This window comes from Klebsiella sp. D-Nf1, from assembly GCF_002810515.1.
Lineage (GTDB): Bacteria > Pseudomonadota > Gammaproteobacteria > Enterobacterales > Enterobacteriaceae > Klebsiella > Klebsiella variicola.
Genome location: NZ_PIOK01000001.1, coordinates 1,683,537 through 1,707,023 on the forward strand (window position 1 = coordinate 1,683,537; position 23,487 = coordinate 1,707,023).

18 protein-coding genes and 4 pseudogenes are annotated in these 23,487 nt (G+C 53.7%); all 22 read right to left on the minus strand.

Going from position 1 to position 23,487, the window contains the following annotated elements; all coding sequences use genetic code 11:
* Nucleotides 1-13: 13 nt before the first annotated feature.
* The 22 genes and pseudogenes from tssE to tssK all read right to left on the minus strand — a co-directional run bounded on the left by tssE (nt 14) and on the right by tssK (nt 23,003).
* On the minus strand, nt 14-457 hold the full coding sequence (gene tssE / locus CWM54_RS08280; protein WP_004152261.1) for a type VI secretion system baseplate subunit TssE: 444 nt from the start codon (nt 455-457) through the stop codon (nt 14-16).
* 2 nt (nt 458-459) lie between these two features.
* A complete protein-coding gene (gene tssJ / locus CWM54_RS08285) occupies nt 460-996 on the minus strand; it encodes a type VI secretion system lipoprotein TssJ (RefSeq protein WP_100680583.1) in 537 nt (178 codons plus the stop codon).
* On the minus strand, nt 977-1,993 hold the full coding sequence (gene tssG, locus CWM54_RS08290) for a type VI secretion system baseplate subunit TssG (protein ID WP_165785726.1): 1,017 nt from the start codon (nt 1,991-1,993) through the stop codon (nt 977-979). Before tssG ends, tssJ begins: the two co-directional genes overlap by 20 nt.
* A gap of 29 nt (nt 1,994-2,022) precedes the next feature.
* Entirely contained in the window at nt 2,023-3,786 is a 1,764-nt protein-coding gene (gene tssF / locus CWM54_RS08295) for a type VI secretion system baseplate subunit TssF (RefSeq protein ID WP_100696706.1), read from the minus strand.
* Nucleotides 3,787-3,920: 134 nt separating this feature from the next.
* On the minus strand, nt 3,921-7,331 hold the full coding sequence (locus CWM54_RS08300; RefSeq protein WP_100696708.1) for an ImcF-related family protein: 3,411 nt from the start codon (nt 7,329-7,331) through the stop codon (nt 3,921-3,923).
* Nucleotides 7,315-8,472: a type VI secretion protein gene (locus CWM54_RS08305; protein WP_100680549.1), complete on the minus strand. Its 1,158-nt coding sequence runs from the start codon at nt 8,470-8,472 to the stop codon at nt 7,315-7,317. The genes CWM54_RS08300 and CWM54_RS08305 overlap by 17 nt, the downstream gene beginning before the upstream one ends.
* 3 nt (nt 8,473-8,475) lie before the next feature.
* On the minus strand, nt 8,476-8,742 hold the full coding sequence (locus tag CWM54_RS08310) for a PAAR domain-containing protein (RefSeq protein ID WP_004175522.1): 267 nt from the start codon (nt 8,740-8,742) through the stop codon (nt 8,476-8,478).
* A 296-nt stretch (nt 8,743-9,038) separates the two neighbouring features.
* A pseudogene (locus tag CWM54_RS29390) lies at nt 9,039-9,487 on the minus strand (DUF6392 family protein).
* Between the two features lie 114 nt (nt 9,488-9,601).
* Nucleotides 9,602-9,829: pseudogene (locus CWM54_RS08320) on the minus strand (DUF6392 family protein).
* 132 nt (nt 9,830-9,961) lie between these two features.
* Nucleotides 9,962-10,852 (minus strand): formylglycine-generating enzyme family protein, encoded by an 891-nt coding sequence (locus tag CWM54_RS08325; protein ID WP_100696710.1) that lies wholly within the window; start codon nt 10,850-10,852, stop codon nt 9,962-9,964.
* A 21-nt stretch (nt 10,853-10,873) separates the two neighbouring features.
* The gene (locus CWM54_RS28490; RefSeq protein ID WP_004217423.1) at nt 10,874-10,990 is read right to left on the minus strand and encodes a hypothetical protein; all 117 of its coding nucleotides are present in this window, start codon (nt 10,988-10,990) and stop codon (nt 10,874-10,876) included.
* Between the two features lie 45 nt (nt 10,991-11,035).
* A complete protein-coding gene (locus CWM54_RS08330; protein WP_100682223.1) occupies nt 11,036-11,929 on the minus strand; it encodes a formylglycine-generating enzyme family protein in 894 nt (297 codons plus the stop codon).
* Between the two features lie 21 nt (nt 11,930-11,950).
* A complete protein-coding gene (locus CWM54_RS29480) occupies nt 11,951-12,052 on the minus strand; it encodes a hypothetical protein (RefSeq protein WP_371934360.1) in 102 nt (33 codons plus the stop codon).
* 52 nt (nt 12,053-12,104) lie between these two features.
* Entirely contained in the window at nt 12,105-12,998 is an 894-nt protein-coding gene (locus CWM54_RS08335) for a formylglycine-generating enzyme family protein (protein WP_100696711.1), read from the minus strand.
* A 175-nt stretch (nt 12,999-13,173) separates the two neighbouring features.
* Complete coding sequence (locus tag CWM54_RS08340) at nt 13,174-14,064, minus strand: formylglycine-generating enzyme family protein (protein ID WP_008804363.1); 891 nt, start codon at nt 14,062-14,064, stop codon at nt 13,174-13,176.
* Between the two features lie 21 nt (nt 14,065-14,085).
* Nucleotides 14,086-14,163: pseudogene (locus CWM54_RS29240) on the minus strand (hypothetical protein); the annotation flags it as partial.
* 251 nt (nt 14,164-14,414) lie between these two features.
* Nucleotides 14,415-15,444 (minus strand): annotated as a pseudogene (locus tag CWM54_RS08345) (hypothetical protein).
* A gap of 921 nt (nt 15,445-16,365) precedes the next feature.
* Complete coding sequence (locus CWM54_RS08355) at nt 16,366-18,852, minus strand: DUF2345 domain-containing protein (protein WP_100696713.1); 2,487 nt, start codon at nt 18,850-18,852, stop codon at nt 16,366-16,368.
* Between the two features lie 179 nt (nt 18,853-19,031).
* Nucleotides 19,032-19,226 (minus strand): hypothetical protein, encoded by a 195-nt coding sequence (locus CWM54_RS29485; RefSeq protein WP_100696715.1) that lies wholly within the window; start codon nt 19,224-19,226, stop codon nt 19,032-19,034.
* An 85-nt stretch (nt 19,227-19,311) separates the two neighbouring features.
* Nucleotides 19,312-21,009, minus strand: coding sequence for an OmpA family protein (locus tag CWM54_RS08365; RefSeq protein WP_100696717.1), 1,698 nt, complete (start codon nt 21,007-21,009; stop codon nt 19,312-19,314).
* A 3-nt stretch (nt 21,010-21,012) separates the two neighbouring features.
* Nucleotides 21,013-21,666: a type VI secretion system protein TssL, short form gene (tssL, locus tag CWM54_RS08370; RefSeq protein ID WP_100696719.1), complete on the minus strand. Its 654-nt coding sequence runs from the start codon at nt 21,664-21,666 to the stop codon at nt 21,013-21,015.
* Complete coding sequence (gene tssK / locus CWM54_RS08375) at nt 21,663-23,003, minus strand: type VI secretion system baseplate subunit TssK (RefSeq protein ID WP_100696721.1); 1,341 nt, start codon at nt 23,001-23,003, stop codon at nt 21,663-21,665. Before tssK ends, tssL begins: the two co-directional genes overlap by 4 nt.
* Nucleotides 23,004-23,487 lie beyond the last annotated feature (484 nt).

Below are 23,487 nucleotides of genomic sequence, written 5' to 3' on the forward strand. Positions count from 1 at the left end.
TTTCAGCGAGAGATTAGAGAGCGGAACGGGCGTCAAGGTACTGCTGACGTTTGAGGTGGCGGATCAACACCCTGCCTTCAGGCATAAACTCCGTGCCGTAACGCACCAGGCCAATATCCTTCAGCTCCGCATCAATGGCATAGCGCAGTTCGCCGGGCGCATGCTGATCGAGCATCACCACCGCAATCCGCTGCAGGCGCGGTTCGTATTTCAGCAATACCGCCGACAACGTGCTCATCAGCTGGTGCGCCGACGCCGGCATGCCCTGGAGGATAGCGGTCATATCCGGCAGGCCGTAGTCCGGCAGATGAGCCAGCGTTCCGGCCCGACAGTTAAGGATGCGCTGCATGTTATCGAGCACCGACAGGATGACCTGATCCGTTTCGCTGACAGTATTCAGATCAAGCCCGCCGGCGAAGTTGCCGTACAGGATGTCATACAGGGAGGGACGAGGCATTTTCACTTCTCCTTAAGCGGTTGCAGCGTCAGTTGGTTTTGGCTGGCTTCGATAATGCGCGGCCTGGCCGGGTCAAGATCGTCCCGGGTGAGTACCAGCCGCCAGCTGTTTTGCGTCAGGTCTGGATCGATAAACATGGCCGCCACCGCCACAAACTGCGCGCGGGTTTCCATGGGCATATCGACGGTCACCGATTCGCCCGGACGCAGGCGAACATCTTTTTCCGCCACCCGGTCCGCCTGCAGCGCCTGGCCATCGCCGGCAAACAGCGACGGGTAGTCAGTATTGTCAAACGCCTGCCGGTCCTTAAGCTGGTAAATACGCACCACCGTCGCCAGGGAAGCGCCTTTGGCGTTGTTATTGACGCCTTCCCGGGCGCGAAGATCCAGATGCAGGGTTTTCACCTGGGGGTAAAAAATGGACTGGGTCACGGAAACGGCGCCGTCTTTTACGGTCTGCGTCAGGCCGCAGCCGGTTAAGACGGTAACCATGAGGAATGCCAGCAACCTGGCGGAGGATTTAACTGCGGTAATCGCCATCTTCATCGCTCTCCCTGCGGTGGATATTTTCCCGGACGCGCTGATAGCGCCCCAGATAAATCGTGATCCTGTCGTCAGCCTGCTTTTGCGCATCCAGCGGTTGCAGCACAGCCGTTCTCCCGAGCTGGACGGCACGCGCCTGCTGGCAGCAAAGTTGCGCATCCGGCAGTAAATGGCGGGCGACGCAAAGCTGCAGCCGCACGTCGAGATGAGATCCGAGCCAGACGTGCAGGAGCGCCATCAGGTCGCTGAACAGTTCGCCGCCAGGCAGCCAGCCGCGGACCTCATCAGGCTTTTCCGTCGCCAGCTGCAGCAACACCTGACCGTTCACATCCGTGGCGTGAGTTCCCATCACTGGCCTATGTTGCAGGCTAACCGGCTGGCGGATGCTCATCGTTAACGGCTGCGACAAGGGGATCCGGCAGGGATCGTGGTGGTACACCGTCGCCCGGGTCCCCGGGGCCAGGAGCGCCACCAGCGCCTCCATGCCTTCCCCGGATCTCCCTGGCAGCATCATCACCGGCAGCAACGCCAGAAATCGCGACAGCGGCGCTGCGGCAACGGCGGCACATCCCGGTATGCCCAGCCCCGCCAGGCCCAGCAGATACTGCGAGGTGTTGTCCGTGCCCCCCGCCCGAAAGGTTGCCGGGTAGGAATATTTGCGCCAGATACGGTAATACTGGGCGATCAGCCGATGGTTAAAGATATCGAGAAAATCCTCGGTCGCCTCGACGCCTTCCCGCCGTTGCGCAATGTCATCGCTATAGTGGGTCGGCAGCGGGGATTCCACGCCGTAGAGCCCCATAAAAGCAACGCGAACCGCCGGCGGTCGGGGCGGTTCAGGATCGTCCATTCCGCGGATTTCGCCAGCCGGAAAGCCCATCCCCGGATGCGGGCGAAAGCGTATGGGTTCATCACCTAATAGCCAGCCGCTGCCGATGATCGGCGCCTTCGGATGGTTCTTCTCCAGCAACTGGCAGAAGCGGTAAAAATTCATGTACGGCAACTGAGGCCGGAGCTGCGCCATCAGCCGGGCAGGCGCAGACTGTGATTCTCTTTCCACCGGATACATTTCCCTTCAGGTTGAACAATGAGCGTCAGCTGGTTGAACTGATTCATATCGGCATACAGCGCGAAAAAGTGGTTGAGCATGTCGCCAAACAGGTGGACATCGCCCGCACCGGTAAATCCGCTGCCGTCGAGCGTCACTTCGATATCCAGCCCGCGCAGCAAGAAGCCCTGCTCGAAACGCTGAATTCGGTGATGGCTGACCGCCAGAATGGCGTCCAGACGGCGATTATTGAGCTCATCCTCCCGCCAGTTGTAGAGCGACAGCGTGCCGCGCAGCACCTCGGCGCTGCTCATCATGTTGAGAAAACGGGTGCCCAGATGGCTCATGACCCGCCAGTGATAGCGGTCTTCCGACGGTGGATAGGCCGGCAACGTGGGCTTACAGAGATTGCGCACGGTAAGCGACGTGGCTGATATCGACTCACAGCGATCCAGCAGCGTGCTCTGTAGCGCCCGGCGCGGCAGCTGGCCGTTAGTGCCGGTGATGCGCAAGGAGACCGTTTCCCGCGCCAGCGCCCGGTCGGTCTCCCATTGTTGTCCGCCGAGGATAAGCCAGGTATCGTGCATGCCGGTGACGCCCCGTTTGACGCGGGTGTGGTAGTAGCGCTCCGGCGCATGGCGACGCATCATTCCCCCCTGGTGACGAAAGCGGGTGAAAGGCACATAGCGTGCCTCCCCGGTGCGCCCGGAGCCGGTCACGCTGTCAACAGAATAGATTTCGGTATGCCCGTCCTGCAGGCGCTTCGGACGCAGGAGGTATTCGCTCTCCAGGCCGCTGATGGTCAACGGATCGGCCTCGAGGGTAAACAGGTTAATCACCGGGACACAGTGCAGGCGCAGGCTGCTTGCGCTGACGGGTAAATCGCTTTGCCAGACCTCGCTGAACACCACCTCAAGCGTGAAATGCGATATCCCCGCCGGCAGGGTGATGTTTTCCAGGCCATTTAGCTGCACGAACATAAATTTTTCGCGAAAGGTGAAGTACTCGAGCAGCAACTGATAGCCGCTGAAAGCGCTCTCCCCTTTCGGCCATAAACGATCCTCCTCGCTGAATCCCCCCGGGGAAAAATAGCCGTCGAGGCTTACCCGCTCTGTCTGACCCGGCAGGCGCAGGTACAGCGCGGCCTGGCGTCGGGTCAGCCACAGATGGAGGGCGCTGCCGGTAACGGCGTCTTCCCCCAGGTACAGCGGCAGGCGGCGGAGATCGGTCTGCGACCAGTCCGCCAGCTCGCTACAGGTGAAGCGTAGCCGCAGGACCGAACGTCCGTCCGGCTCTGCCGTCATCACCGCCTCCTCTAACGCCAGCGGGTTAAGCGTCAGATCGCGGGTGGTTCGGTACCGGCACACGGTATTTTTCGGCCCCAGTGGGCGGGAGCTTATCTCAAACCCGGCGGGCACCGTTTCCACCATCTTCATCGCCGGCAGCGTTGGGGTCAGCGCCACGATCGATAGCGACGGAATGGTGCGCAGATAGTGCGGCCACAGCATGCTGACCAGCCCCTCGGTCAGCTCCGGCAGATCATCATCAATTTTTTCGCGCAAGCGACCTACGGAAAAGGCAAAGCCTTCAAACAGGCGCTCAACGTAAGGGTCCGGCGTGCCGGCTTTATCGAGATCCAGCATCGCCGCCCGATCGGGGTGAGCCTGCGCGAACGCTTTTGCAGCCTCGCGCAGGTAGCGCATTTCAGCGTCAAAATATCGCAGGGTTAAATCGTCCATTATGAATATTCCCTTATTCGTCTACAGGGAGACACGCAGCATGGCTGCGCGGTCAGATTAGTTGGCCGCCGGGCGGCCATGAGCAGAGGAGGCCCGGCGTCGCAGGTCAACGCGAATCAGTGAGGGAGGCGGTTTCAGTATCCCTCTTCGCCGGGTATATCGTCGGTCAGCGGAACACGCTCAGCAGGCGCGCGCACGCTGAATATCGTCTCCGGTAGCGTAAAGTTTCGCAGGGCCAAAAGCGCCAGCGGTCCTTCCCCCGCCTCGGTACGCAGGGTGTAGTTCAGCAACAGACCATCCGGCGCTTTCCAGCTCAGGCTCCAGCTGCTGCTCGTTCCGGGATAAGCGCTGACCACCGCCTTATCCAGCAGGCGGATCCAGCCCCAGGCGCCCGGGAAATCGCCATACTGGCGGGTGCCCGCCCGGGTACTGATCCAGTTCAGACTGGCACCCGGCGCTTCGGTGTCGGCGGGCCAGCTGAACCGCCGCCAGGCCGGCATCTGGTTCATATAGACAAGTTTCTGACTGTCAATGACCAGCTCCGTCTGCATCACGCCATCCGCGGTGCCGGGGCGAAGCGCAAAATGCAAACCCGCTTCGCCGTTGGCGAACGCGACGTCGGAGAGATGGCTCAGGGTATTCATCGCCTGCAGAAAGGCCGGGTTAAACATCAGCCCCTGGGCATTGATACTGTCCGCCATCCAGCGGCTCCCCTCTTTATGCAGTACGCCGTTCAGCCGGGTCTGCAGAAAGCGGGCGATGCGCCCGGTCTCGCTATTGAGATATTTTGCCAGCAGCGGCAGAGAGACTTCACTGCTGGTATTTTTAAAGGGGTAGCGGCCGCCAAAAGCGCTATTCCAGTCTTCCACCACCGCGCTGCGCCACTGGGCGTTGAGACTTTCCGCCGCCGGAGCCAGCACCTGCTGCCAGGCCTGCTCCATCGGGCGAACAAACAGCGTCTGTCCAAAACCACTCCACTGCTGGCCCAGTCCCGCCGCCACCAGGCTGCCATAGTCGCGCGTTTCGGTTAAATCCACAGCCTTGCCCTGGAACACCGTCTGCGCAAGCAGGCGGGTCATCGCCTGCGGGTCGGTGGCGTTGGTGACCTGCTGCAGGCGCAGACGCACCTGGGTGACGCGGGTCAGGAAGGTCTGCAGGCTAAGACGGCTGGTGGGCGTCCCGCCGTCGCGATTGTCCAGTAGCGCAAGTACGGGCCCGAAGGTGGCATCCAGAGGACCGCGCGCGCCGGACTGTTGATCGATGGCGGGCGGGTTGTCACGGTTGAACAGCTGCCTGGCCGATTTGACCAGCGAATCGGCGATGGCTTCCCCGGTCTGGCCGGTTCGCCCCTGCACGCTCAGGGTGTTCATCAGCGCCACCAGCGGCGACTGGCGCACATCGGCCATCAGGGTCAGCTGGTCGATGGCATCGGAGAGGGTCGCCGCGCGCTGCCAGCGTAAGCTGTTGAGAAAATCCAGCCAGGCGCCGCTGAAATCAGCGAAATAACGCTCCGCCAGCCGGGCTCGCAAGGCTTCCGGCGACGTCGATTGCGCGGCAGGTTGCTTCGTGTCGCTCAGCACCCAGTCCATTTCATCGCGGCGCTCCGCGACCACTTTCTCAATGGCCGGCTGCACGGTCTGCTCCCAGGCCTGACGGGTAAACATTCCCGGCACCACCTCATCAGTGCTGAACAGACGCGAAGCATCGGTGTCCGCAGTCATATCCGCCAGGCGCATATCGGCATACTGATTCGCCACCTGCGCGAGCATCTTCTGATAAAGCGTGGACTCACTGTTGCGCTGGCCCAGCTGTCGAATTAACCGTGTGCGCGCCTGGCTGACCAGACCGTCATCGACAGGCAGACGCCACTGCGGATGCGACACCAGGCTGGCGGCGTAAAATGCCAGCAGCGAAGGGCCGCTTCCCTGCCAGACGCCGTCCGCCACGCCGGAACGCTGCGGCCACTCGCGCATCAACGCTCCCGCAAACCACGCAGCATCCATTCTCTCCGGGCGGGCCAGCATCAGGTACAGTTTCAACTGGTCGTAAGCGGTCTTCGTCATCTTCTCACGCAGCGGGCTGTCCGGCGGCAGCTGTGCGAAGGTGTTCAGCTGCCGCTGAAGGTGCGCTGCTGCCGCATCGCGCAGCAGCGGCTGCGCCCTCTCTCCGTAGCGCGGAAACAGCGCCGCCAGCAGGTCATCGTTCTGACTGAGGCCAGCGCGGAAGTACCACGGCGCGCCGTGCTGCGAGCGGTATTCCAGTTTAGAAAACGTTTTCTGTAACGCGGAGAGCGCATGCAGGCGTACGGCCAGCGGCTGTTTTCCCGCCGAGGCCTGCTGCACCTGCTGCTGTGCGGTCGCCACCAGCTCGCGGTTGGCGATAAAAGAGACCAGCAGAGTGGCGGCCCAAAGTAACATCAGGGCGGCAGTTGCCACGCTCATCCCACGCATCCAGTTGACTCCCTGTTTGCGCGGACGTAGACCGGCTGGCAACCACAGCACTGAGTCTGGTATCGTTTCCCAGCGGTTATCCCGTCCCCAGTGATGACGGACACTGCGACCAGCCTCTACTGACGCCTCACTAAATACCACTCCGGCCAGCGGCTGCGGGCGGTAAGGATTAAGCAGTACCGATAACGGCTCCGTCACCGTTTCCGGTTTACGGGTCAACTGATCGGCCAGCGCGAGTAAAAAATTGTGCTGTGGTTGCCCGCATATCTGCTGGATGCCCTGCTCTATCAGTAACGGCGCCAGGGCAGTGAACTGTTCGGCAACTATTTGCGGCGTACTACCTGCAGGTAACAGGCAGCCTACAGGCTGAGTGATACGTCCATTTTTTTCGTTGCCCCCCTCATACAGCGACCAGACGTATAGGGGTAGTTTCCAGCCAAGAGCTTCGTAGCGTAGCTTTAGAGAGTGAGACACACTGTCCATTTCATCTGGCGTGAGCCTGGGCTTCGTTCTGTTCATCGTTGTCAAAACGCCGTCAAAGCCCGATGTTACCCACACCATACCATCAGCCGGGCGATAACGCAGTTTACGCAGCGCTGTGAACCAGGCGTTATCTACCGCTGCCCCAGGGTCTCCACCCCACAGCAATAATGTACCCTGATCTTCCTGCCAGAGTTCCTGCGTGAGCTTTGGGGTCAGTTGTTCTACGTCTCTGACTGAGCCAATTATCAGCAGAATACGGACTTTGCGGGACCAGGCGCGTCCATACTGATAGCGTAGAGTCTGGCGAATTTCCCCCACCGTAATATGATGGGGAGGTGTCAGCGCCACGCGCCCTTCTTCGCCGGGTAAGACGCTGGCCTGCTGCGACTGCCGGCGATATAAACTCTCCTTCACACGGCGGGACATTGCAGGAAGGTAAAAAACAAATACCAACGCCAGACAGACCAGGACAAACGCCAGTACCTGCTCGCCCCGCGTATTGATATTCAGCATGCCGCCATAGCGGGTGATCCCCCACCATATTGCAGCCATCCCGGCCAACGTAAGCCCGGCCAGGCCAAACCGGCCCAGGCCATTACCCGGTATATTCATCTTCACTCCCTGGGGTGATGGTACTGATAAAATGTTCCTGTTCGCTGGAAAATAACGCCAGCAGGGGCTGTTTACGGAGGCTGACCAGATCGGCTGCCAGGGCGGCCAGGAGCCAGGGCGCTGCGGGTCCCGGAATACCGCACCATTTTTCCAGCAGCGCGATATCTTCAGCTTTCCATGGGGTATGCATTTTGCCGCCCTGCGTGATAAGCGCGGCGCTTCTTTCCGTCCATTTTTTTGCGTCCCCGATAACGGAGGGCGTCTGACAGGCGACAGTCTGGGTTTCCAGAAACAGGGTGATATCGTCTTCAAAGTTCGTCATATCTAAGGGCATAGGACGTAACAGCCGTGATGAGTGCGGCAGATGGTATTTTTGCGCCACATCATCGCTGGTCAGCAGCAGCACGGCCAGCCCGTCGGAGTATGCTGTACCACCGTTGAGCTGGATGACCAGGAGTAAATTGACCGTCAGTACAGGCTGCTTCAGGCGCTCCTCCACTTCCGACAGTGAGAATGAGCCGGTAACGGTAATATCATCAGGCACGGCGCGGCCAGGAATGTGTTCTTTCCAGAGATTACTGAAACTGCTGGTCAGCTCAGGCGAGGGATTATCCGTGATCAGGGTGACATACAGCGGTAGCTCTTCCGGCAGGCACTGCACGCGCTCTTCTATACTGGTCAGCAGCGCATGCATCGCACTCAACTGCACGGGCTCTTCTACCGGAAGGTAATTAATCCTGCGGGTAAGTCCGTATTGCTGAGGCCGCTCACTCCCCCAATGCGCCGCAGAAAAATGATCCGGCAACAGCACTGCACTGCCCAGAACGGCCAGCCAGCGCCCGGCCCAGTCTTCCCACCTCTGCTGTCCGTATTCCGCCTCTTTCAGCAAGAACTGATGCGCTTTCAGATCCCTGTCCCACAGGTAGCAACGCAGACAAAAAATCAGCAACCAGCATCCTGCAGGCATCAGGGATACCCACCAGATATTTATCACTGAGAGAATTTTTACGGTGCCGGAAGCATGGAGGATAAAGAGCAGGACACCGATAATCGCCATCAGTACACCGGCAAACAGCCATCGGGTCAGTGAAGGAGCCGATGGCTGCTCCATGGTCAATGCTTTTGTTCGTACCCAGCCCATTTTTTATCCTATCGCGCATTCCGGCGCGCCGGAAATCACCTGGCAACCGCACTGACATTTGCAGCCATCGACCACGATGGCTTTACCATCGGAAGACCATTCCGGCGCTCCCTCAATAATGGCATTAGTGCCATGTCCCGGAATCGGGCAGCTGACTTTATCCCCCACCAGCGCTACAGGCTTTCCATTTACAATCATGGTGGAGGATGCGGAAATAACAGCACCGCCGTGCGTGGTTTTATCGCCGAGTAATACAAAACCTTTGGACATTGAATTTCCTTTTATATATCAGCGATACAGTAGTTATTAATTAGAATACTCAATCGCATCTATTTCAACCTAAAGAGTGAGGCAATAACATTTAATAACAGACAAAAACCGGCTACTCCTATCAAACAAAGAATAATAAACATAAAATAATATCTGGAATATCTGCACACCTCTCTTTACTTAATATATACTTCTTCCCCAGGTGATATCCCCTACATTAATAACTTTTCACTTCGAACGCCAATTGCCAGACGACCTTATACTCGCGAGATCCGCCTTAATTTCTATTGCATGCTCTATACAATAAAAAATACACTAACAACAAAATAATCAGAATTATAAGCAAATAAAACAGACATTTTCTGATTAGGTGGCAACAGTGGGTATACCTCGCTAATACGACGACTATAGCTCTCTATCGTTTTGCGTTCGCCATAACCTATGGGAAATCCAAAGCGTTCGCGCATCCATCGCTGCGTCATTACTGGTGCAAGACTAAATGGCAGCGGATTAGGAAATAACCAAGCCGTTTTTTTTCATCTTCTAACCGCAAAGTTACTTCCTCAAGATTTTTTCTGGTTATTGATAAAAGATGAAAATATTCCTTCTCGCCTCATATCCAGCCTGGAAATATCATCACTAACAGTAATCGTTGGTTTTGTTTTGTAGGGAATTAAACCTTGTTCATAAATATCCTGATAAGGTTTACCTAATTGCTTCACAAGTGTTCGATATCAATATTCATTTGCCACCAAGTCGCTTTTTCTCCAGCGCAATATGAATCCCCTTTGCTCGCTTCAGTGGATTAAAAATCACGGTTTCTGCAAATAAATCCTTGTTATAGGTAAATCCGACAGAACTATTTTGATGAGGAACAGGTAAGGTATATATCTCTTCCCCCCCTATAAGCAGTCATAACAATTTTTGCTTCAACATAAACCATCGGAAATCCTAGATAAGCCCGCACTCACTGCTGAGTCATAACTCGTTCCAGACCAAACGGCATAGGATTAGGAAACAGCCAGTCAGTTTTGGCTTCATCTTCAAACCTTAACATCTCTTCTTTCAGATTTTTAATGAGCACCACTTTTTTCCGTTGACAATCATCGTTGATGACGATGAAATAATTTCACTACTGTACATGATTTTACCATCCATTATAAAAAACCTTATATGTTGAACGCCACCGATTTTTTAAAATAAGAGATGGCATCACACATTATTTATTAACGACACAACGAAATACATACTGCGGACCAACACCATATTTTTCATAGTCACCATCAACTTCTTCTGGGAGTGGTGAAGCAGATTGTCTAAACATAGTCAATGCGTACTGTCTGTCGCCGCCAACATTCCCACGCAACACTTTCTCGGTCCCTTGCTCTGGTCCCTGAGGATTCTTTACCGGAGAGTTGGAGTAATAATCTGCTGCATACCAGTCATTGGTCCATTCTGAACCACTCAGTCCCATATCATACAGGCCTAAGGGATTTGATGGGTATTTACCTACTGGATAAATGGGAAGCCCCATCCCATCAGTGTATTTATTCAGTTCATCCTGGCTGGGGACATTTTTTCCTGGTGAAATCTCACCATTGTTAGTAGCAAACGGAAGATACTGACCTCTGGATCTTGCTGCAAACGCCCATTGTGCCTCTGTCGGCAAATCAATTTTTTTACCGGATTTTTTACCTAACCACTGACAATAATCTTTTGCCTGTTGCCAGATAACACCTGCAGGATAATCCCCCTTTAGCAGAGAAGGATGACGTTTTGCCAGTATATCCACAGGGTGGATTTTTTTATCTGTTACTTTCAAATAAACATTAAAATCATCGTTGGTGACTTTATATTTTGATATCGAAAAATCACTTAAAATAACCTTATGTAAAGTTTTATCATCCTGTTGTATGCTGAAAAGTAATTTTTCACCAACTAATGGACCAAAATCACCCATTAAAAACTCACCACCCTGAACAGGGACCATATTAGAGACCGATTTATCCACAAGTGCTTTAGCTGCTTTTTCACTCCCGGTGGTATTTCCCTGATCGCACCCGAGCAGTAAACTGGCGGCAACAGAAGCAACTACGATTAATTTTCTCATCTTATCACCTAAGCCTTTGCATCAGGCAGTCATTGTCCCCGTCGGGTGCTGGTCGTCGATCATGGCAAGATATTCTGACATCAGGCTATCCGGGACAGGTTTAAATAGTCTCTCCGGTTTATTGGAACATTCATTCAACGTTGTTGCTCCGGTTAAAATGATATATGTCACCACCAAACGACATTATTTATTGATGACGCAACGGAAAACATACTGCGGACCAACACCATATTTTTCATAATCATCGTCTTTATTGATCTTTGGAACTGGCAAATCTGATTGTCTGAACACGGTTAAAGCGTATTGTCTGTCACCGCCAACATTCCCGCGCAGGACTTTTTTAGTACCCTGCGCAGGCCCCTGAGGATCGTTTACCGGAGAATGAGAGTAATAATCTGCTGCATACCAGTCATTGGTCCATTCAGAGCCACTGAGTCCCATATCATACAGACCTAAGGGGTTTGGCGGGAACTTCCCTATTGGATAAAAAGGAAGCCCAATACCATCAGTATAACTATCCAGTTCGTCCTGGTTCGGGAAATTTTTCCCGGGTAAAAGCTCACCATTGTTGGTAGCAAACGGAAGATACTGCCCTCTGGATCTTGCTGCATACTCCCATTGCGCCTCTGTCGGCAAATCAATTTTTTTACCGGACTCCTTACCTAACCACTGACAATAGTCTTTTGCTTGTTGCCAGGTCACATTTGCTGAATAATCATCGGATAATAAAGATGGATGATTTTTCATAAATGGACCTACTGGCAGTGCTCTTTTATTAGTAAGTTTTGAATACTCTTTATAATTCTTATTAATAACCTTATATTTTGATATTAAAAAATCACTTAACACAACCTTATGTAATACCTTATCATCCTGGTTTATGCTGAAAGGCAGTTTTTCACCGACTAACGGCCCAAAATCCCCCATTAAGAACTCGCCGCCCTTAACGGGAACCATGTTAGAGAGTGACTTAGCAACAAGCGCTTCAGACAAGGTTTCACGCTTGTCAGTACTCTTCTGGTCGCACCCGAGCAGAAAACTGGCGGCAACAGTAGCAACTACGATTAATTTTCTCATCTTATCACCTAAGCCTTTGCATCAGGCAGTCATTGTCCCCGTCGGGTGCTGGTCGTCGATAATGGCAAGATATTCTGACATCAGGCTATCCGGGACAGGTTTAAACAGGCTGTCCAGCGGAATATTATATTCATTGAGCGTTCCGACTATAATATAGTATTACAGTCAAACGATATCATTTATTAATAACGCAACGAAATACAAAAAGAGGACTAACTCCAAACTTTTGATAATCATCACGCCCAGCAAATTTTGGCACAGGTTGTGACGATTGCCTGAATATAGTCAAGGCATACTGACGATCTCCGCCAACATACCCCCTTAAAACTTTTTCATTACCTTTAACTGGACCTTGAGGATCATAAACAGGGGAGTGGGAATAATAATCAGTTGAATACCAATCATTACTCCATTCGGCTCCACTTAGCCCCATATCGTATAAACCTAGCGGATTCGGAGGATATTTCCCAATTGGATAAATAGGAAAACCATAACCATCTGTGTATTCATCTAATTTCTTTTGTTCAGGTATATTAGAACCAAGCTCGAAATTTCCATTATTAGTCGCAAAAGGAAGATACTGCCCTCTTGACCTTGCCGCATATTCCCATTGTGCTTCTGTCGGTAAATCAATATTTTTATCGGACTCCTTACCTAGCCACTGACAATAATCTTTTGCCTGTTGCCAGGTCACACCAACAGAGTAATCACCTTTTTGCAAGGATGGGTACTCTTTTACCAGAATATTAATGGGAGGTTTTTTCATTCCTGTTATCTGCAGATATTTATTATAATCATCGTTGGTAACTTTAAACTTTGATATCGAAAAATCGCTTAATACAACCTTATGTAATACCTTGTCATCCTGGTTTATGCTGAAAGGCAGTTTTTCACCGACTAATGGGCCAAAATCCCCCATTAAAAACTCGCCGCCCTGAACGGGAACCATGTTAGAGAGCGACTTAGCAACAAGCGCTTCAGACAAGGTTTCACGCTTGTCAGTACTCTTCTGGTCGCACCCGAGCAGTAAACTGGCGGCAACAGAAGCAACTACGATTAATTTTCTCATCTTATCACCTAAGCCTTTGCATCAGGCAGTCATTGTCCCCGTCGGGTGCAGCTCATCAATCATGGCAAGATATTCTGACATCAGGAAATCCGGGATAGATTAAATATCCTATCCGGTTCAGCTGAATATTCGTTGAGCATTCTGACTCGGTTAAAATAAGAGATGGCATCACACATTATTTATTAACGACACAACGAAATACATACTGCGGACCAACACCATATTTTTCATAGTCACCATCAACTTCTTCTGGGAGTGGTGAAGCAGATTGTCTAAACATAGTCAATGCGTACTGTCTGTCGCCGCCAACATTCCCACGCAACACTTTCTCGGTCCCTTGCTCTGGTCCCTGAGGATTCTTTACCGGAGAGTTGGAGTAATAATCTGCTGCATACCAGTCATTGGTCCATTCTGAACCACTCAATCCCATATCATACAGCCCTAAGGGATTTGATGGGTATTTACCTACTGGATAAATGGGAAGCCCCATCCCGTCAGTGTATTTATTCAGTTCATCCTGGCTTGGGACATTTTTTCCTGGTGAAAACTCACCATTGTTAGTAGCAAACGGAAGATACTGACCTCTGGACCTTGCTGCAAACTCCCATTGCGCCTCTGTCGGCAAATCAATTTTTTTACCGGATTTTTTACCTAACCACTGACAATAATCTTTTGCCTGTTGCCAGATAACACCTGCAGGATAATCCCCCTTTAGCAGAGAAGGATGACGTTTTGCCAGTATATCCACAGGTGGATTTTTTTTATCTGTTACTTTCAAATAAACATTAAAATCATCGTTAGTGACTTTATATTTTGATATCGAAAAATCACTTAAAATAACCTTATGTAAAGTTTTATCATCCTGTTGTATGCTGAAAGGTAATTTTTGACCAACTAATGGACCAAAATCACCCATTAAAAACTCACCACCCTGAACGGGGACCATATTAGAGACCGATTTATCCACAAGTGCTTTAGCTGCTTTTTCACTCCCGGTGGTATTTCCCTGATCGCACCCGGTCAGTAAACCGGCAGCAACGGAAGCAACTACGATTAATTTTCTCATCTTATCACCTCAGCCATTGCATCAGGCAGTCATTGTACCCGTCGGATGCTGGTCGTCGATCATGGCAAGATATTCTGACATCAGGATATCCGGAATAGGTCTAAATGGTTCATCCGGGCCAACGGAAACCGGAAGGTTATTATGCAATAAGGTGAGCTTTTCGCCATAATTGGTATAGAAAAACAATTTTCGTTCTCCAATGCCTAAAAACTTAATCACATCTTTTTCATTCAATTCTTTATTACCTTTCTTCTCCCCTGGCGACAACGTCAAATGCTGCATGACATTGTTATAATCTGCCTGACTTTGTATCCACTTCAGCGCCATAAACACCGCTTGTTTTCGTCTCTTTAAAGGACCAAGCTTCCAGCTGTTAATGGAAAAAAAATCATTATTCTGATTGCGAGGGTCAAGCCAGTCCATCCAGTCCCTGTCAATTAATGTGGCAATCACTGCCCCTTTTGTTTCTGGAGGAGTATATTTTAGCTGATCCGGATTAGACAAAATACTGCTCATCAAATCCACACGTTTATTTTCTTCCAGAAGATCTACTCTTAAGCTGTCCAATATATCCACAACTTGATTATATCTTTTCTCCAGTGCTTGTATTCCTTCTGCTGCTATAATTATTGGGATTGCACATAATCCTCTAAAAGCATTCTCTCCCATCATATCTTCTAACTTCTGATAATCCACATTCCTTAGCATAAACATAAAACTCTTCATAAAAGCCGCAAAGCTGCTGCCATCAACTTCAAAACCGACGTCCCCTTTAGCTCCCACTCCCCAACATAAAGCCGCTTTACAGTAAATACGAAAACGTCCCTGAATATAGGTGATATAAAAAAATCCACTTCCCCCAGCGCCTGCCTGCACCGTCATCCCTGCTTCCAGTTTGGCTATCGCGGCAAACTTCTTCTCTTTATTGACAATGGGTTTGTTATCTTTCTCAACACCTATAGCCACTGGCGTATCATCAGGATGCGGGTCAAACCACTCAATGGCTCCACTAATATTGCCTCCCGCCTGAGCACCAACAAAAACACCAATTTCACCTCCCCCCTGTGCTTCAGGTATTGTTGAGGTCTTTAAATTCACCTGCTGCTGTCCTGGTAACGGTGGGGCAGTCAGGGTTGCAGGACGGCCTTTAATGCCATAGCCCTTTCCCATTTCTCCACTCCAGTCTACTGTCACCCCTAATTCAATTGCAGCACTGGCACCAACGCTACCTGACAATACCAGTTTCATGGCAAAACGCAGCGCTCCCATATTACAGACACCATCCGGTGTCTGTGGAGTCACTTTTTTCGCCGGAAATAAAAGGCTGACACCTAACCTGTCCGGCAGGTACAGGGCCGTTTCGGCCTTCGCCTCCCCCAGTGCAAAACTGGCATGACCTTCTATTTTGCCCTCCAGTTTTTTTTCTGACGGATTATATTCCGCTGATGCACCCCCTCCATGGCTGTAGCGCATCAGTTGAGCCTGCGCGCTAATATCAACATACTGGTGATAAACAGATTCGTCGACTTTACCATCCCCCTTTGGCCAGGTCAGAGATTTGTTCATTTCCTCTGCCCAGTGACTGACAATAACATTCGTATCGTCAACAAGATCGAATTTCAGTGAAACAGGTACGTTACTTAGTTGTTTTTTTAGTTCTGCTGTATCTATTTTTCCCTGACGTATGGTTTTATTAACCTGATTACCATTCGCATCCTGAGAAACAATAGTTTTGTTTTTATATTTTATGAAACTGGCTTCACCACTTTCTTTATCAACTTCGCTGAGCTTATATGTTCGCCACTGGTGTTTTATTTTATCGGAACGCACATAAGTTTTCTTGAACCCTTTCACTGTGTTATTTTTAAGCGGAATAAGTTCCATTATACCAATGGCAGTATCTTTCATTTTATCATTAAGCAATTCCCCCTCCGGAGGATTCGCTGTTAGTGACATAAGCTCTTTCCGCAAAGCCTGATTTGCTTTGTTTAAGGCTTCATAGGCTTTAGTGATTTCACTTTCAAATTTTCTTGCTGGCACTCTGCCTGCCTGAGTGATTGCTTCAAAATTAATATCATCAAGATTTTTTTGCGCCTGTTTCTGAGTTTCAAGCAAGCCAGACAGAAAATCATGCTCCTGTTCGATAATTTTAGTATCTGAAGCCTCCAGAAAAAGCAATGTTGCGCTACCTGGGTGAAAATAACATTCTGGGCCATATTTTCCTTTTACAACCGTTCCCGTCCCTTGTACCGATGTTTTACTTTTCTCTTCTCCGGTAGCCATATGCTATTCCTTCATTCTTTAAAGTAATTCTATATGCAGGGCATCAGGCAGGGCAGTATAAACTGCAACAGTTTTACCTTCCGCATCGGTCCTGCCTTCAAATACTTTACCTTCACCGGTTGTTATCCTGTACCGGGTAAAAGGTAAAATCTCCCCGGACTCTTCATCTTTTGCAGTAAAAAACTCACTGAAACCGACGGGAAGCTCAGGTTTGTTTGCATCATAATCAGCTGCGCCCATTTTCTGCACATTGGCCGATTTCAGCAGAATATTCCCCGGGCAGCCCAGCTCGATATTGCCACCACTTAGCCTGATATACGCTCCCGCACAGTTCACCACCAGTTCCTCCGCCGCCGTGATTTCCACTCGCCCTTCCACGCTGGTCACGGTGATATCCTTTTTCGCCGTCGCCTCCAGCGCATCATCCTGCGCCTGGATTTCCATCTTTCCCTTCGCCGCAAACAGCTTCATCCCCGCCTTTCGCGCCAGCAGGCTGACGGCTTCTCCCGCCGCCACCGTAAAACGTTTCAGCGCACTGATGTCCGTATTCTGCTGTGACACAATCCCCACGCTGGCGCTACCCGAAGACAACCGTACCGCCTGCGGACTGCTGATGCTCACGCCCTGCGGCGCATTCAGCACTATCCCCTGCTGCGCCAGCTCTTTCAGCGCATCGTTCAGCGTCTGCTGGTTGCCGGTATCCGATGGCAGGGCCTGAGCCGATTCCGCTGCCGACGCCAGGCTTTTCGCAATACCCAGGGCATTTTCAAGCTGCGCAATCGCCTCCTCCATTGCCAGCATCCTGTCGCCTGCCGAAGGCTGTTTATCCGCACTGATAAACACTCCCGCACCGCCCCGGATGCTCACCCATTTATCCGTACGCAGTTCCGCCCCCTCGCCCCGCAACTCCCTCTGCGCATTCACGTTATGCCCCAGGTTCAGCTGCGTCTTGCCGCCGTACTCGGTGCTGAGCTTGATATGCTCCTCGCCGCGCTTATCCTCCATTCGCAGCTTATTATTGGCCGGAGTACGAATCACATTGCGGGTGCTGTTTTTCTCCGTCACAGGGTCGACATGCCGCGAGTCATGCAACGCATGCGCAATATACGGCCGGTCGGGATCGCCTTCGTGGAAAGCAATCGCCACCTCCGTGCCCTGGATCAGCGGGAAGTGAAAGCCGTACACGTCGCCGCCGTAGGGTTTGGCGAGACGCACCGGCATGCTTTCCTGACCCTGCCCTTTCTCATCTCTGTCAGCGTCAAATTTCACCCGGTACAGGCCGGACGCATCCTGCCAGGCGTAGATATCATTCGCTTTCGCGCTGGTCACCCGCGCCGTCATGGTGCCAGTCACCTTCGGGCGCGGCAGCAGCGGCGGACGCCAGCACAATGTTTCGCTGTAGGGCACCGCCAGCAGGGTCACCCGCAGCGCCTCCCGGCGGCTGGCGGTAAAACCGGTGCCGGTGATTAACAGCGGATCCTGCACGGGCGCAGGCAGGGTCGGAGGGAGGCTGTCGGTAACGGTCAGCACCTGGGCCGGCGCCAGCCAGGCTGCAGTACTGCTCGCGGTAATAAGCGTCTGGTGAGCCAGAAAACGCTCATGGTCGAGACGGGCATAGAAGTTGGCGGTCTCCGTCTGCGGGTCGATTTTATCGCCACGCTCCCGGTGGCGAAGCTTATAGTGGTATACCTCACCGTAAGTGAGGCCTTCCCCATTTCCCCGGGTCATATCCGCTGTTGCCGACTGGAGAACGCTCTGCGCATCGCGGGGGTTATAATCCCGGGTAGTAACGTTCGCCTCTACGACGTTGTGGGTGATGTTCAGACCCCATATCGATTCCGCACCGCTGTCGCTCATCCCGGACGGGCTGTTTACAGGAAGTGTCTTATCAAACGTCAGTGCCCGCTGCGCGTCGGCGAAGTGGACTACTTCGCTCTGCGCCTCTTCCTGCAGGGTGAAGAAATAAAATATCCCCACCTCAGCCAGCAGGCGCTGGATAAACGCCAGGTCGCTCTCCTGATACTGATTAATTTGCTCGCGCCGAGGATAGTGTTGCTTGAGATTAAACTCATACTCCCAGTCATGCAGGTGATGTTCCTGCAATACCTGCTCCACCACCTCCGGCACCGATTTATTCACGAAAAAACGGTGGCTGCGGAACTGTTTATCCAGCATGGAGAGAAACGGCTGGAGGGTTATCTGATAGGTCGACTGATCTTCAGAACGACTGACGCGGCGGAAGGTGGTAATCACACCATGGACGCGTTTGCAGTCCACCAGCTGCTGCAGTGCGCCGCCGCCCATCGTCAGCATGGCGGGTTTGCTCAGAAGCTGTGCGGCATCAATGTTTTTCTCTGCGCTGGTAAACGTAATGGTGTAATAATAAAGTTCACTCAGTTTTTCTGCACCGCTGAATTCTTCCACATCCAGCGATGCGGTACATGAAGGAATATCCAGCTGGTAACGGTTAAGGGTGGTGCCGGTAATTATTGAAGAGGTATCCATTATATTCCTGTTTTACTCCGCAGCAATGACCATCAAAAACAAATTAACAGGATGCCCTGTTTAATTTTGTTTAATGATAATCATCTCATTCATCATAAATATATTTATGTGTATATCGATATATCAGATACCCCACTAGGAGTTTCATAACTAAAAGGCAATCCCAGGGATATTTATATTCACTTACTGAGAAATAAAAAAAGCAGCAATAAACCGGAACCTTCACCGTTTATCGTCGCCAGCATTTCTCTGGTACTGTCTTTAGCGCTATCCATACTGATCTCCTTTATCCATCCCCCTTTCCCGCCCTTCATCCCCGCAGAGGCTTCGCTTAGCCGACAAGATTGACTGGCTGCAGGCACGCTACCGCCCATCGCTGTTTCCTGTTTATCAGGGACCCGGAGCGCACAAGGTCAGGCAGGCAGATTGTTGTTCAACCTCCGCGATCGGGTTCGCGGATTACTCGGTTTCGTTTTTTAATGCGTCAGCCCCGGCTCCTGACGTATTAGCCGTGCCCGGCGTCAGACAGGCGTCCTTCTGCGGGGCCAGACTGATCTCCACCCGGCGATTTTGCGCCCGCCCCTCTGGCGTCTCGTTGCTGGCGACAGGACGACTTGCGCCGTAGCCCTGCACCGCAAAACAGCTCTCCGGCACATCGCCGGTATCGCGCATCCAGTCGCGGACCGCCTCGGCACGCTTCAGAGAGAGTTGTTGATTGGATTTATCGTTGCCGATGCTGTCGGTATGGCCTGCCACCACGATCAGCCAGCCGGGTTTCGCCTTAATGCCCAGCAGCGAGTTCACCAGCAGCTTTGTCGAACCCGGTTTCAGCGCCGATTTGCCGGTATCGAACAGCGCCATGCTATCGAGGCGGATCGTCTGCGGTCCCTGCACAACCTGCTTAATGACCGGACGCACCGGCGGGGGCGGCGCCCAGTCATTGATAGCGGCTTCCACGAAGGGGATCAGCCGCATCCCCTGATACAGCCCCAGCCGGTAACGCAACGGCTCTCCCCGGCGCAGCCAGTCATCCAGCAGGCGGCTGTCGGCACGCAGACGCTGCTGCGCCTGCAGCTTCGGCGTCGGCGGCGTGCCGCTGAGGCGGTGATACACCGCCAGATGATCGCCGACGCTGCGCACCAGGCGCTGGTTGTTGATAAAGGAAGCCAGCATCGCCAGCGCCAGAAAGAGGAAGCCCACGCCAGCGGCAAGACCAGCATCGCGCATCCGGCGGCTGACCCCGTGGCGGCGGGGCAGTGACGACAGAAGAAGATCCGGCAGCGGGTGAGGACCTGGCGCCGCGGCGTTACCAGGAGAGAGCGTGGTGATCCCGGCGATTTGCTGTTGCCAGAGGTTATTCGCCACCGGCGCCACCGGTGTCAGGCAGATGCCCGCAGCACACAGGTTCAGCGGAGAAAGTTCCGCCTGCCGGGCGCGGAATGGCCGGAAAAGAGCGTTTTCGGCCAAGGTCAGAATGCTCTCCAGCCACAGCATCTGATACAGGCGTGAGGCAGGGCTGCCCTCCCGCTGCCACTCGGCAACCGACTGGGGCGCTTGCCCCTTCTGCTGCACCTGGAGACCAGGCCTCTCCGGCGTGACGGTAAACCAGCGGCTTTCCCCTGCCTGGCCGCCAGGCGGTGTCACCCAGAACACGCTCCACACCGGCGGCAGACCGTTTAGCCAGGTTCGGCACTGAACGATACTCCGTCGCCAGTCGCGCAGCGACTGCGCCAGTTGCTCCCCGGAGGGGTGGTGCTCCGGTACCACCGCCAGCAGCACGGAAACCTGCGATACCAGCGCCGGACGCGCCGCCGCCAGGTACTGGGCCAGCAGCGGCAACTGCTCCGCGCTGTCTCCCCGTAGATACCAGCCGTGACGGGTTTCGCCGTGCGCCGAACGCCCGGGAAACAGACTGTCGGTATCCCCGCAGACCAGAACCACTGCCCCCTGAAAATCCTCGGGCGGCAGGACGATATCCGATCGCTGACTGCTGACTGCCCGGCGACGCTGACGCCAGAGCGCCGCGCCGCCCGCCAGCAGGATGCACAGACTGAAGATCACCTGGTTGCCGATGGACAGCGGCCAGAAGCCCAGCACCAGCCACAGGGCCAGGATGACGGTCAGTAGCGTAAGCAGACGACGGGCGTTATCACGCATCTCTTATCCCTGCCCTGCTATCTTCGCCACCATCTGTGACAGCACAGCGGAGAAGGTCAACCACAGCGCCGCCAGCGCCACAATGCCAGCCGCCCAGCCGCACCAGTACATCCGCCGTCCGCTGCGCAGCCGGGAGGCACGAACCACCACCGGCGCCTCCTGGGTCAGGCTGAACGGCGGGACCCGTGCGCCAAGCGCATGCGCCACGTCCTCACGCCGTTCGTCATCCTGGGCGCGGTACTGTCCGACAAACCCCAGTTGCAAAGTACGATAGAAACAAGTCAGCACTGCCGCATCCGCCGTGGGCTCTCGCAGCAGCTGGCGGATCCGTTCCCAGAGCTCTTCCCCGGCGTTGAGAGTGCTGAAAAAACGCGCCTGCAGCGGATCCTTGCGCCACCTGCGGTAGCCATCATCCTGACTGGCGCGGTTGAGGACGCTCTCATCCAGCAGCGCGCAGTAGGCATAGAGCATCTGCTCAGCGCTGGTGTCACTGACTCCCGCCGCCGTCAGCGCCTCGCGCGCCTCGGTCACCCATCGACAGGCCTGACGATAGAGCGCCTCGCCATCGGTCACCGGCTGGCCGCAGCGTAACTGGCTGACCATCAGCCAGCCCGGGTAAAAAGTTTTGTTGATCAGATCGCTTTCAGAGGTGTTCATGAGCGCAGTACCGCAAAGAGTTCAAGTTTCACGTCGCCAAGCGATTCCGGGGTATAGAAGGTGCAGTTGCCGGCCTCCAGCATCGCGCGGGCGGCATCGGTGGAGAGATCCAGAGCGAAATATTGGTTTTCCAGACGTAGCGGAATGGCCGCCGGCACGTGGCTCAGCGGTTTGATCGCGATGCCGCTGAGGGCAATGTTGACGACCTCGGCGACATCATCATGGCTACCCGCCTTACAGAGCTGCGGAAAGCGGCTCTGTAGCTGGTGAGGGGGGAGTGAAGAGCGCACCGACAGATAAAAATCCGCCCCCTCGCGCAGTCGCGCATCGTGTAGCCTGCCCCGCCAGATCTCCCGGTCGGCGCCCTGCTCCAGAGCGATGGCGATCACCCTTGAGGGCAGGCTGACTTCGAGCAGCGTATCCAGCAGGGCAAACAGCGGCGGGAATACCTGCTCCGGCGAGGCATGCCGGTAGCGGGGGATAGCTTCCAGATGATGTTCAAGGGAGAAGGTCATCAGACTGCCGGCCAGCCTGGCCAGTTCGCGATAGAGCAGCTCCGGATGGCGCGAAGGGTCCTGATGCAGCTCGCTGAGCACCGGCTCGGCGCTGTTCAGTGCGTTGAGCAGCCAGAACAAGGAAACATCCGCCACGGCAAAATCAGCCATGCGCGCATTGCTTTCACGGCGCATGGCCATGAGGCGTCTGCGTCGGGCCTGCAGGCGATGTAACAGCTCGCCCAGCTCGCTGACCAGCGTCGGGCTTGCCGCCAGCGACAGCAGCGGCGGAATGAATTCCGGGTCAACGATCCACAGCCCCTGGGCGTCGCGTACCAGACGCGCTACCGGGCAGGTGAGGAAGGCCGCGTTTTCTTCGGTGGAGAGACGCAGCGTCAGCGCGTGCCGCAGAACGGCCAGCTCGCTGCGTTCATGGCCGGCCAGCTCCTGCACGGTCACCTGCTCGGCGCGCCAGCGGCGCGGGCGGGCACTCTCCTGAGCGTCATCAAGATTACCGCCGCTGGCACTGAGCAGCGGCAGCGCGAGCAGAACCTCCACGCTGTCCAGCATCACGCCCGAGACATCGCGGACCGGTGGCAGAGTATCCGCCAGCTCGGTGTCAATCAGCGTTCCGTCGGCGAAACGAACGATCAGCCGGGTGGCGTTGAGCCGGGAAAGGGTGAGCGCGCTGGCGTCAAACTCCGCGCGCAATACCCCCCACGGGTGGGCGAGCGCCATGCGGGAGACCGTATCGGCGACGTGCGCGTCCCAGCGAGCCTGTTGCTGAAACTGCTGCGGGACCAGAAAAGCCCCGTCGCGCCATAATGGGCGGAAAATCTTCATTGCACCTCCTGTGCCTTTCGCTTTCATTGGTCTGCAGACAGGACCAAATGCCCGGTCGGATATCCTTCATCCGCCGTACGTTCGCCTCAGCCTTTGCCTTTGCTCTGGCCTGTTCATCACTAGCGGTTTTTCTCCCGAACGTCGTTCGGCTCGATTTATTGCCTGCCGCTTCAGGGAAAGGAAATATCAACTCTGCCCGCGAGGGTTTAGAAGTCAGATGGTATTCTTTGTACAAGGGAGGTTTATCATAAAGCGAAAAAGCCAGGGGAGGTAACGCCTGGCCCTAAATAATATCTGAATTCAACCTACGGCTGCTTTTATGGCTCTTGTTTAATCCATTGAGAAGGAATATTCCATAAGCTATCGTTTTATTATTTCCCCATTGAATGTTAATTAGCGAATTAGTCTCTCCGTCAGGCTTATTTATATTGATCTTAAATATAAATAATAAAAATATCATCGCAATCGATATAGCTTCATTAGC

Excerpts from the sequence above, each read along its gene's own strand:
- CWM54_RS08325 (WP_100696710.1), bottom strand. The coding sequence starts at position 10,852 with ATGAGAAAATTAATCGTAGTTGCTTCTGTTGCCGCCAGTTTACTGCTC.
- CWM54_RS08310 (WP_004175522.1), bottom strand. The coding sequence starts at position 8,742 with ATGTCCAAAGGTTTTGTATTACTCGGCGATAAAACCACGCACGGCGGT.
- CWM54_RS08365 (WP_100696717.1), bottom strand. The coding sequence starts at position 21,009 with ATGCGTGATAACGCCCGTCGTCTGCTTACGCTACTGACCGTCATCCTG.
- tssG (WP_165785726.1), bottom strand. The coding sequence starts at position 1,993 with ATGAATTTTTACCGCTTCTGCCAGTTGCTGGAGAAGAACCATCCGAAG.
- CWM54_RS08335 (WP_100696711.1), bottom strand. The coding sequence starts at position 12,998 with ATGAGAAAATTAATCGTAGTTGCTTCTGTTGCCGCCAGTTTACTGCTC.
- CWM54_RS08300 (WP_100696708.1), bottom strand. The coding sequence starts at position 7,331 with ATGAATATACCGGGTAATGGCCTGGGCCGGTTTGGCCTGGCCGGGCTT.
- CWM54_RS08330 (WP_100682223.1), bottom strand. The coding sequence starts at position 11,929 with ATGAGAAAATTAATCGTAGTTGCTACTGTTGCCGCCAGTTTTCTGCTC.
- tssE (WP_004152261.1), bottom strand. The coding sequence starts at position 457 with ATGCCTCGTCCCTCCCTGTATGACATCCTGTACGGCAACTTCGCCGGC.
- tssJ (WP_100680583.1), bottom strand. The coding sequence starts at position 996 with ATGGCGATTACCGCAGTTAAATCCTCCGCCAGGTTGCTGGCATTCCTC.
- CWM54_RS29485 (WP_100696715.1), bottom strand. The coding sequence starts at position 19,226 with ATGGGCGGTAGCGTGCCTGCAGCCAGTCAATCTTGTCGGCTAAGCGAA.
- CWM54_RS08340 (WP_008804363.1), bottom strand. The coding sequence starts at position 14,064 with ATGAGAAAATTAATCGTAGTTGCTTCCGTTGCTGCCGGTTTACTGACC.
- tssL (WP_100696719.1), bottom strand. The coding sequence starts at position 21,666 with ATGAACACCTCTGAAAGCGATCTGATCAACAAAACTTTTTACCCGGGC.
- CWM54_RS08355 (WP_100696713.1), bottom strand. The coding sequence starts at position 18,852 with ATGGATACCTCTTCAATAATTACCGGCACCACCCTTAACCGTTACCAG.
- tssF (WP_100696706.1), bottom strand. The coding sequence starts at position 3,786 with ATGGACGATTTAACCCTGCGATATTTTGACGCTGAAATGCGCTACCTG.
- tssK (WP_100696721.1), bottom strand. The coding sequence starts at position 23,003 with ATGAAGATTTTCCGCCCATTATGGCGCGACGGGGCTTTTCTGGTCCCG.
- CWM54_RS08305 (WP_100680549.1), bottom strand. The coding sequence starts at position 8,472 with ATGGGCTGGGTACGAACAAAAGCATTGACCATGGAGCAGCCATCGGCT.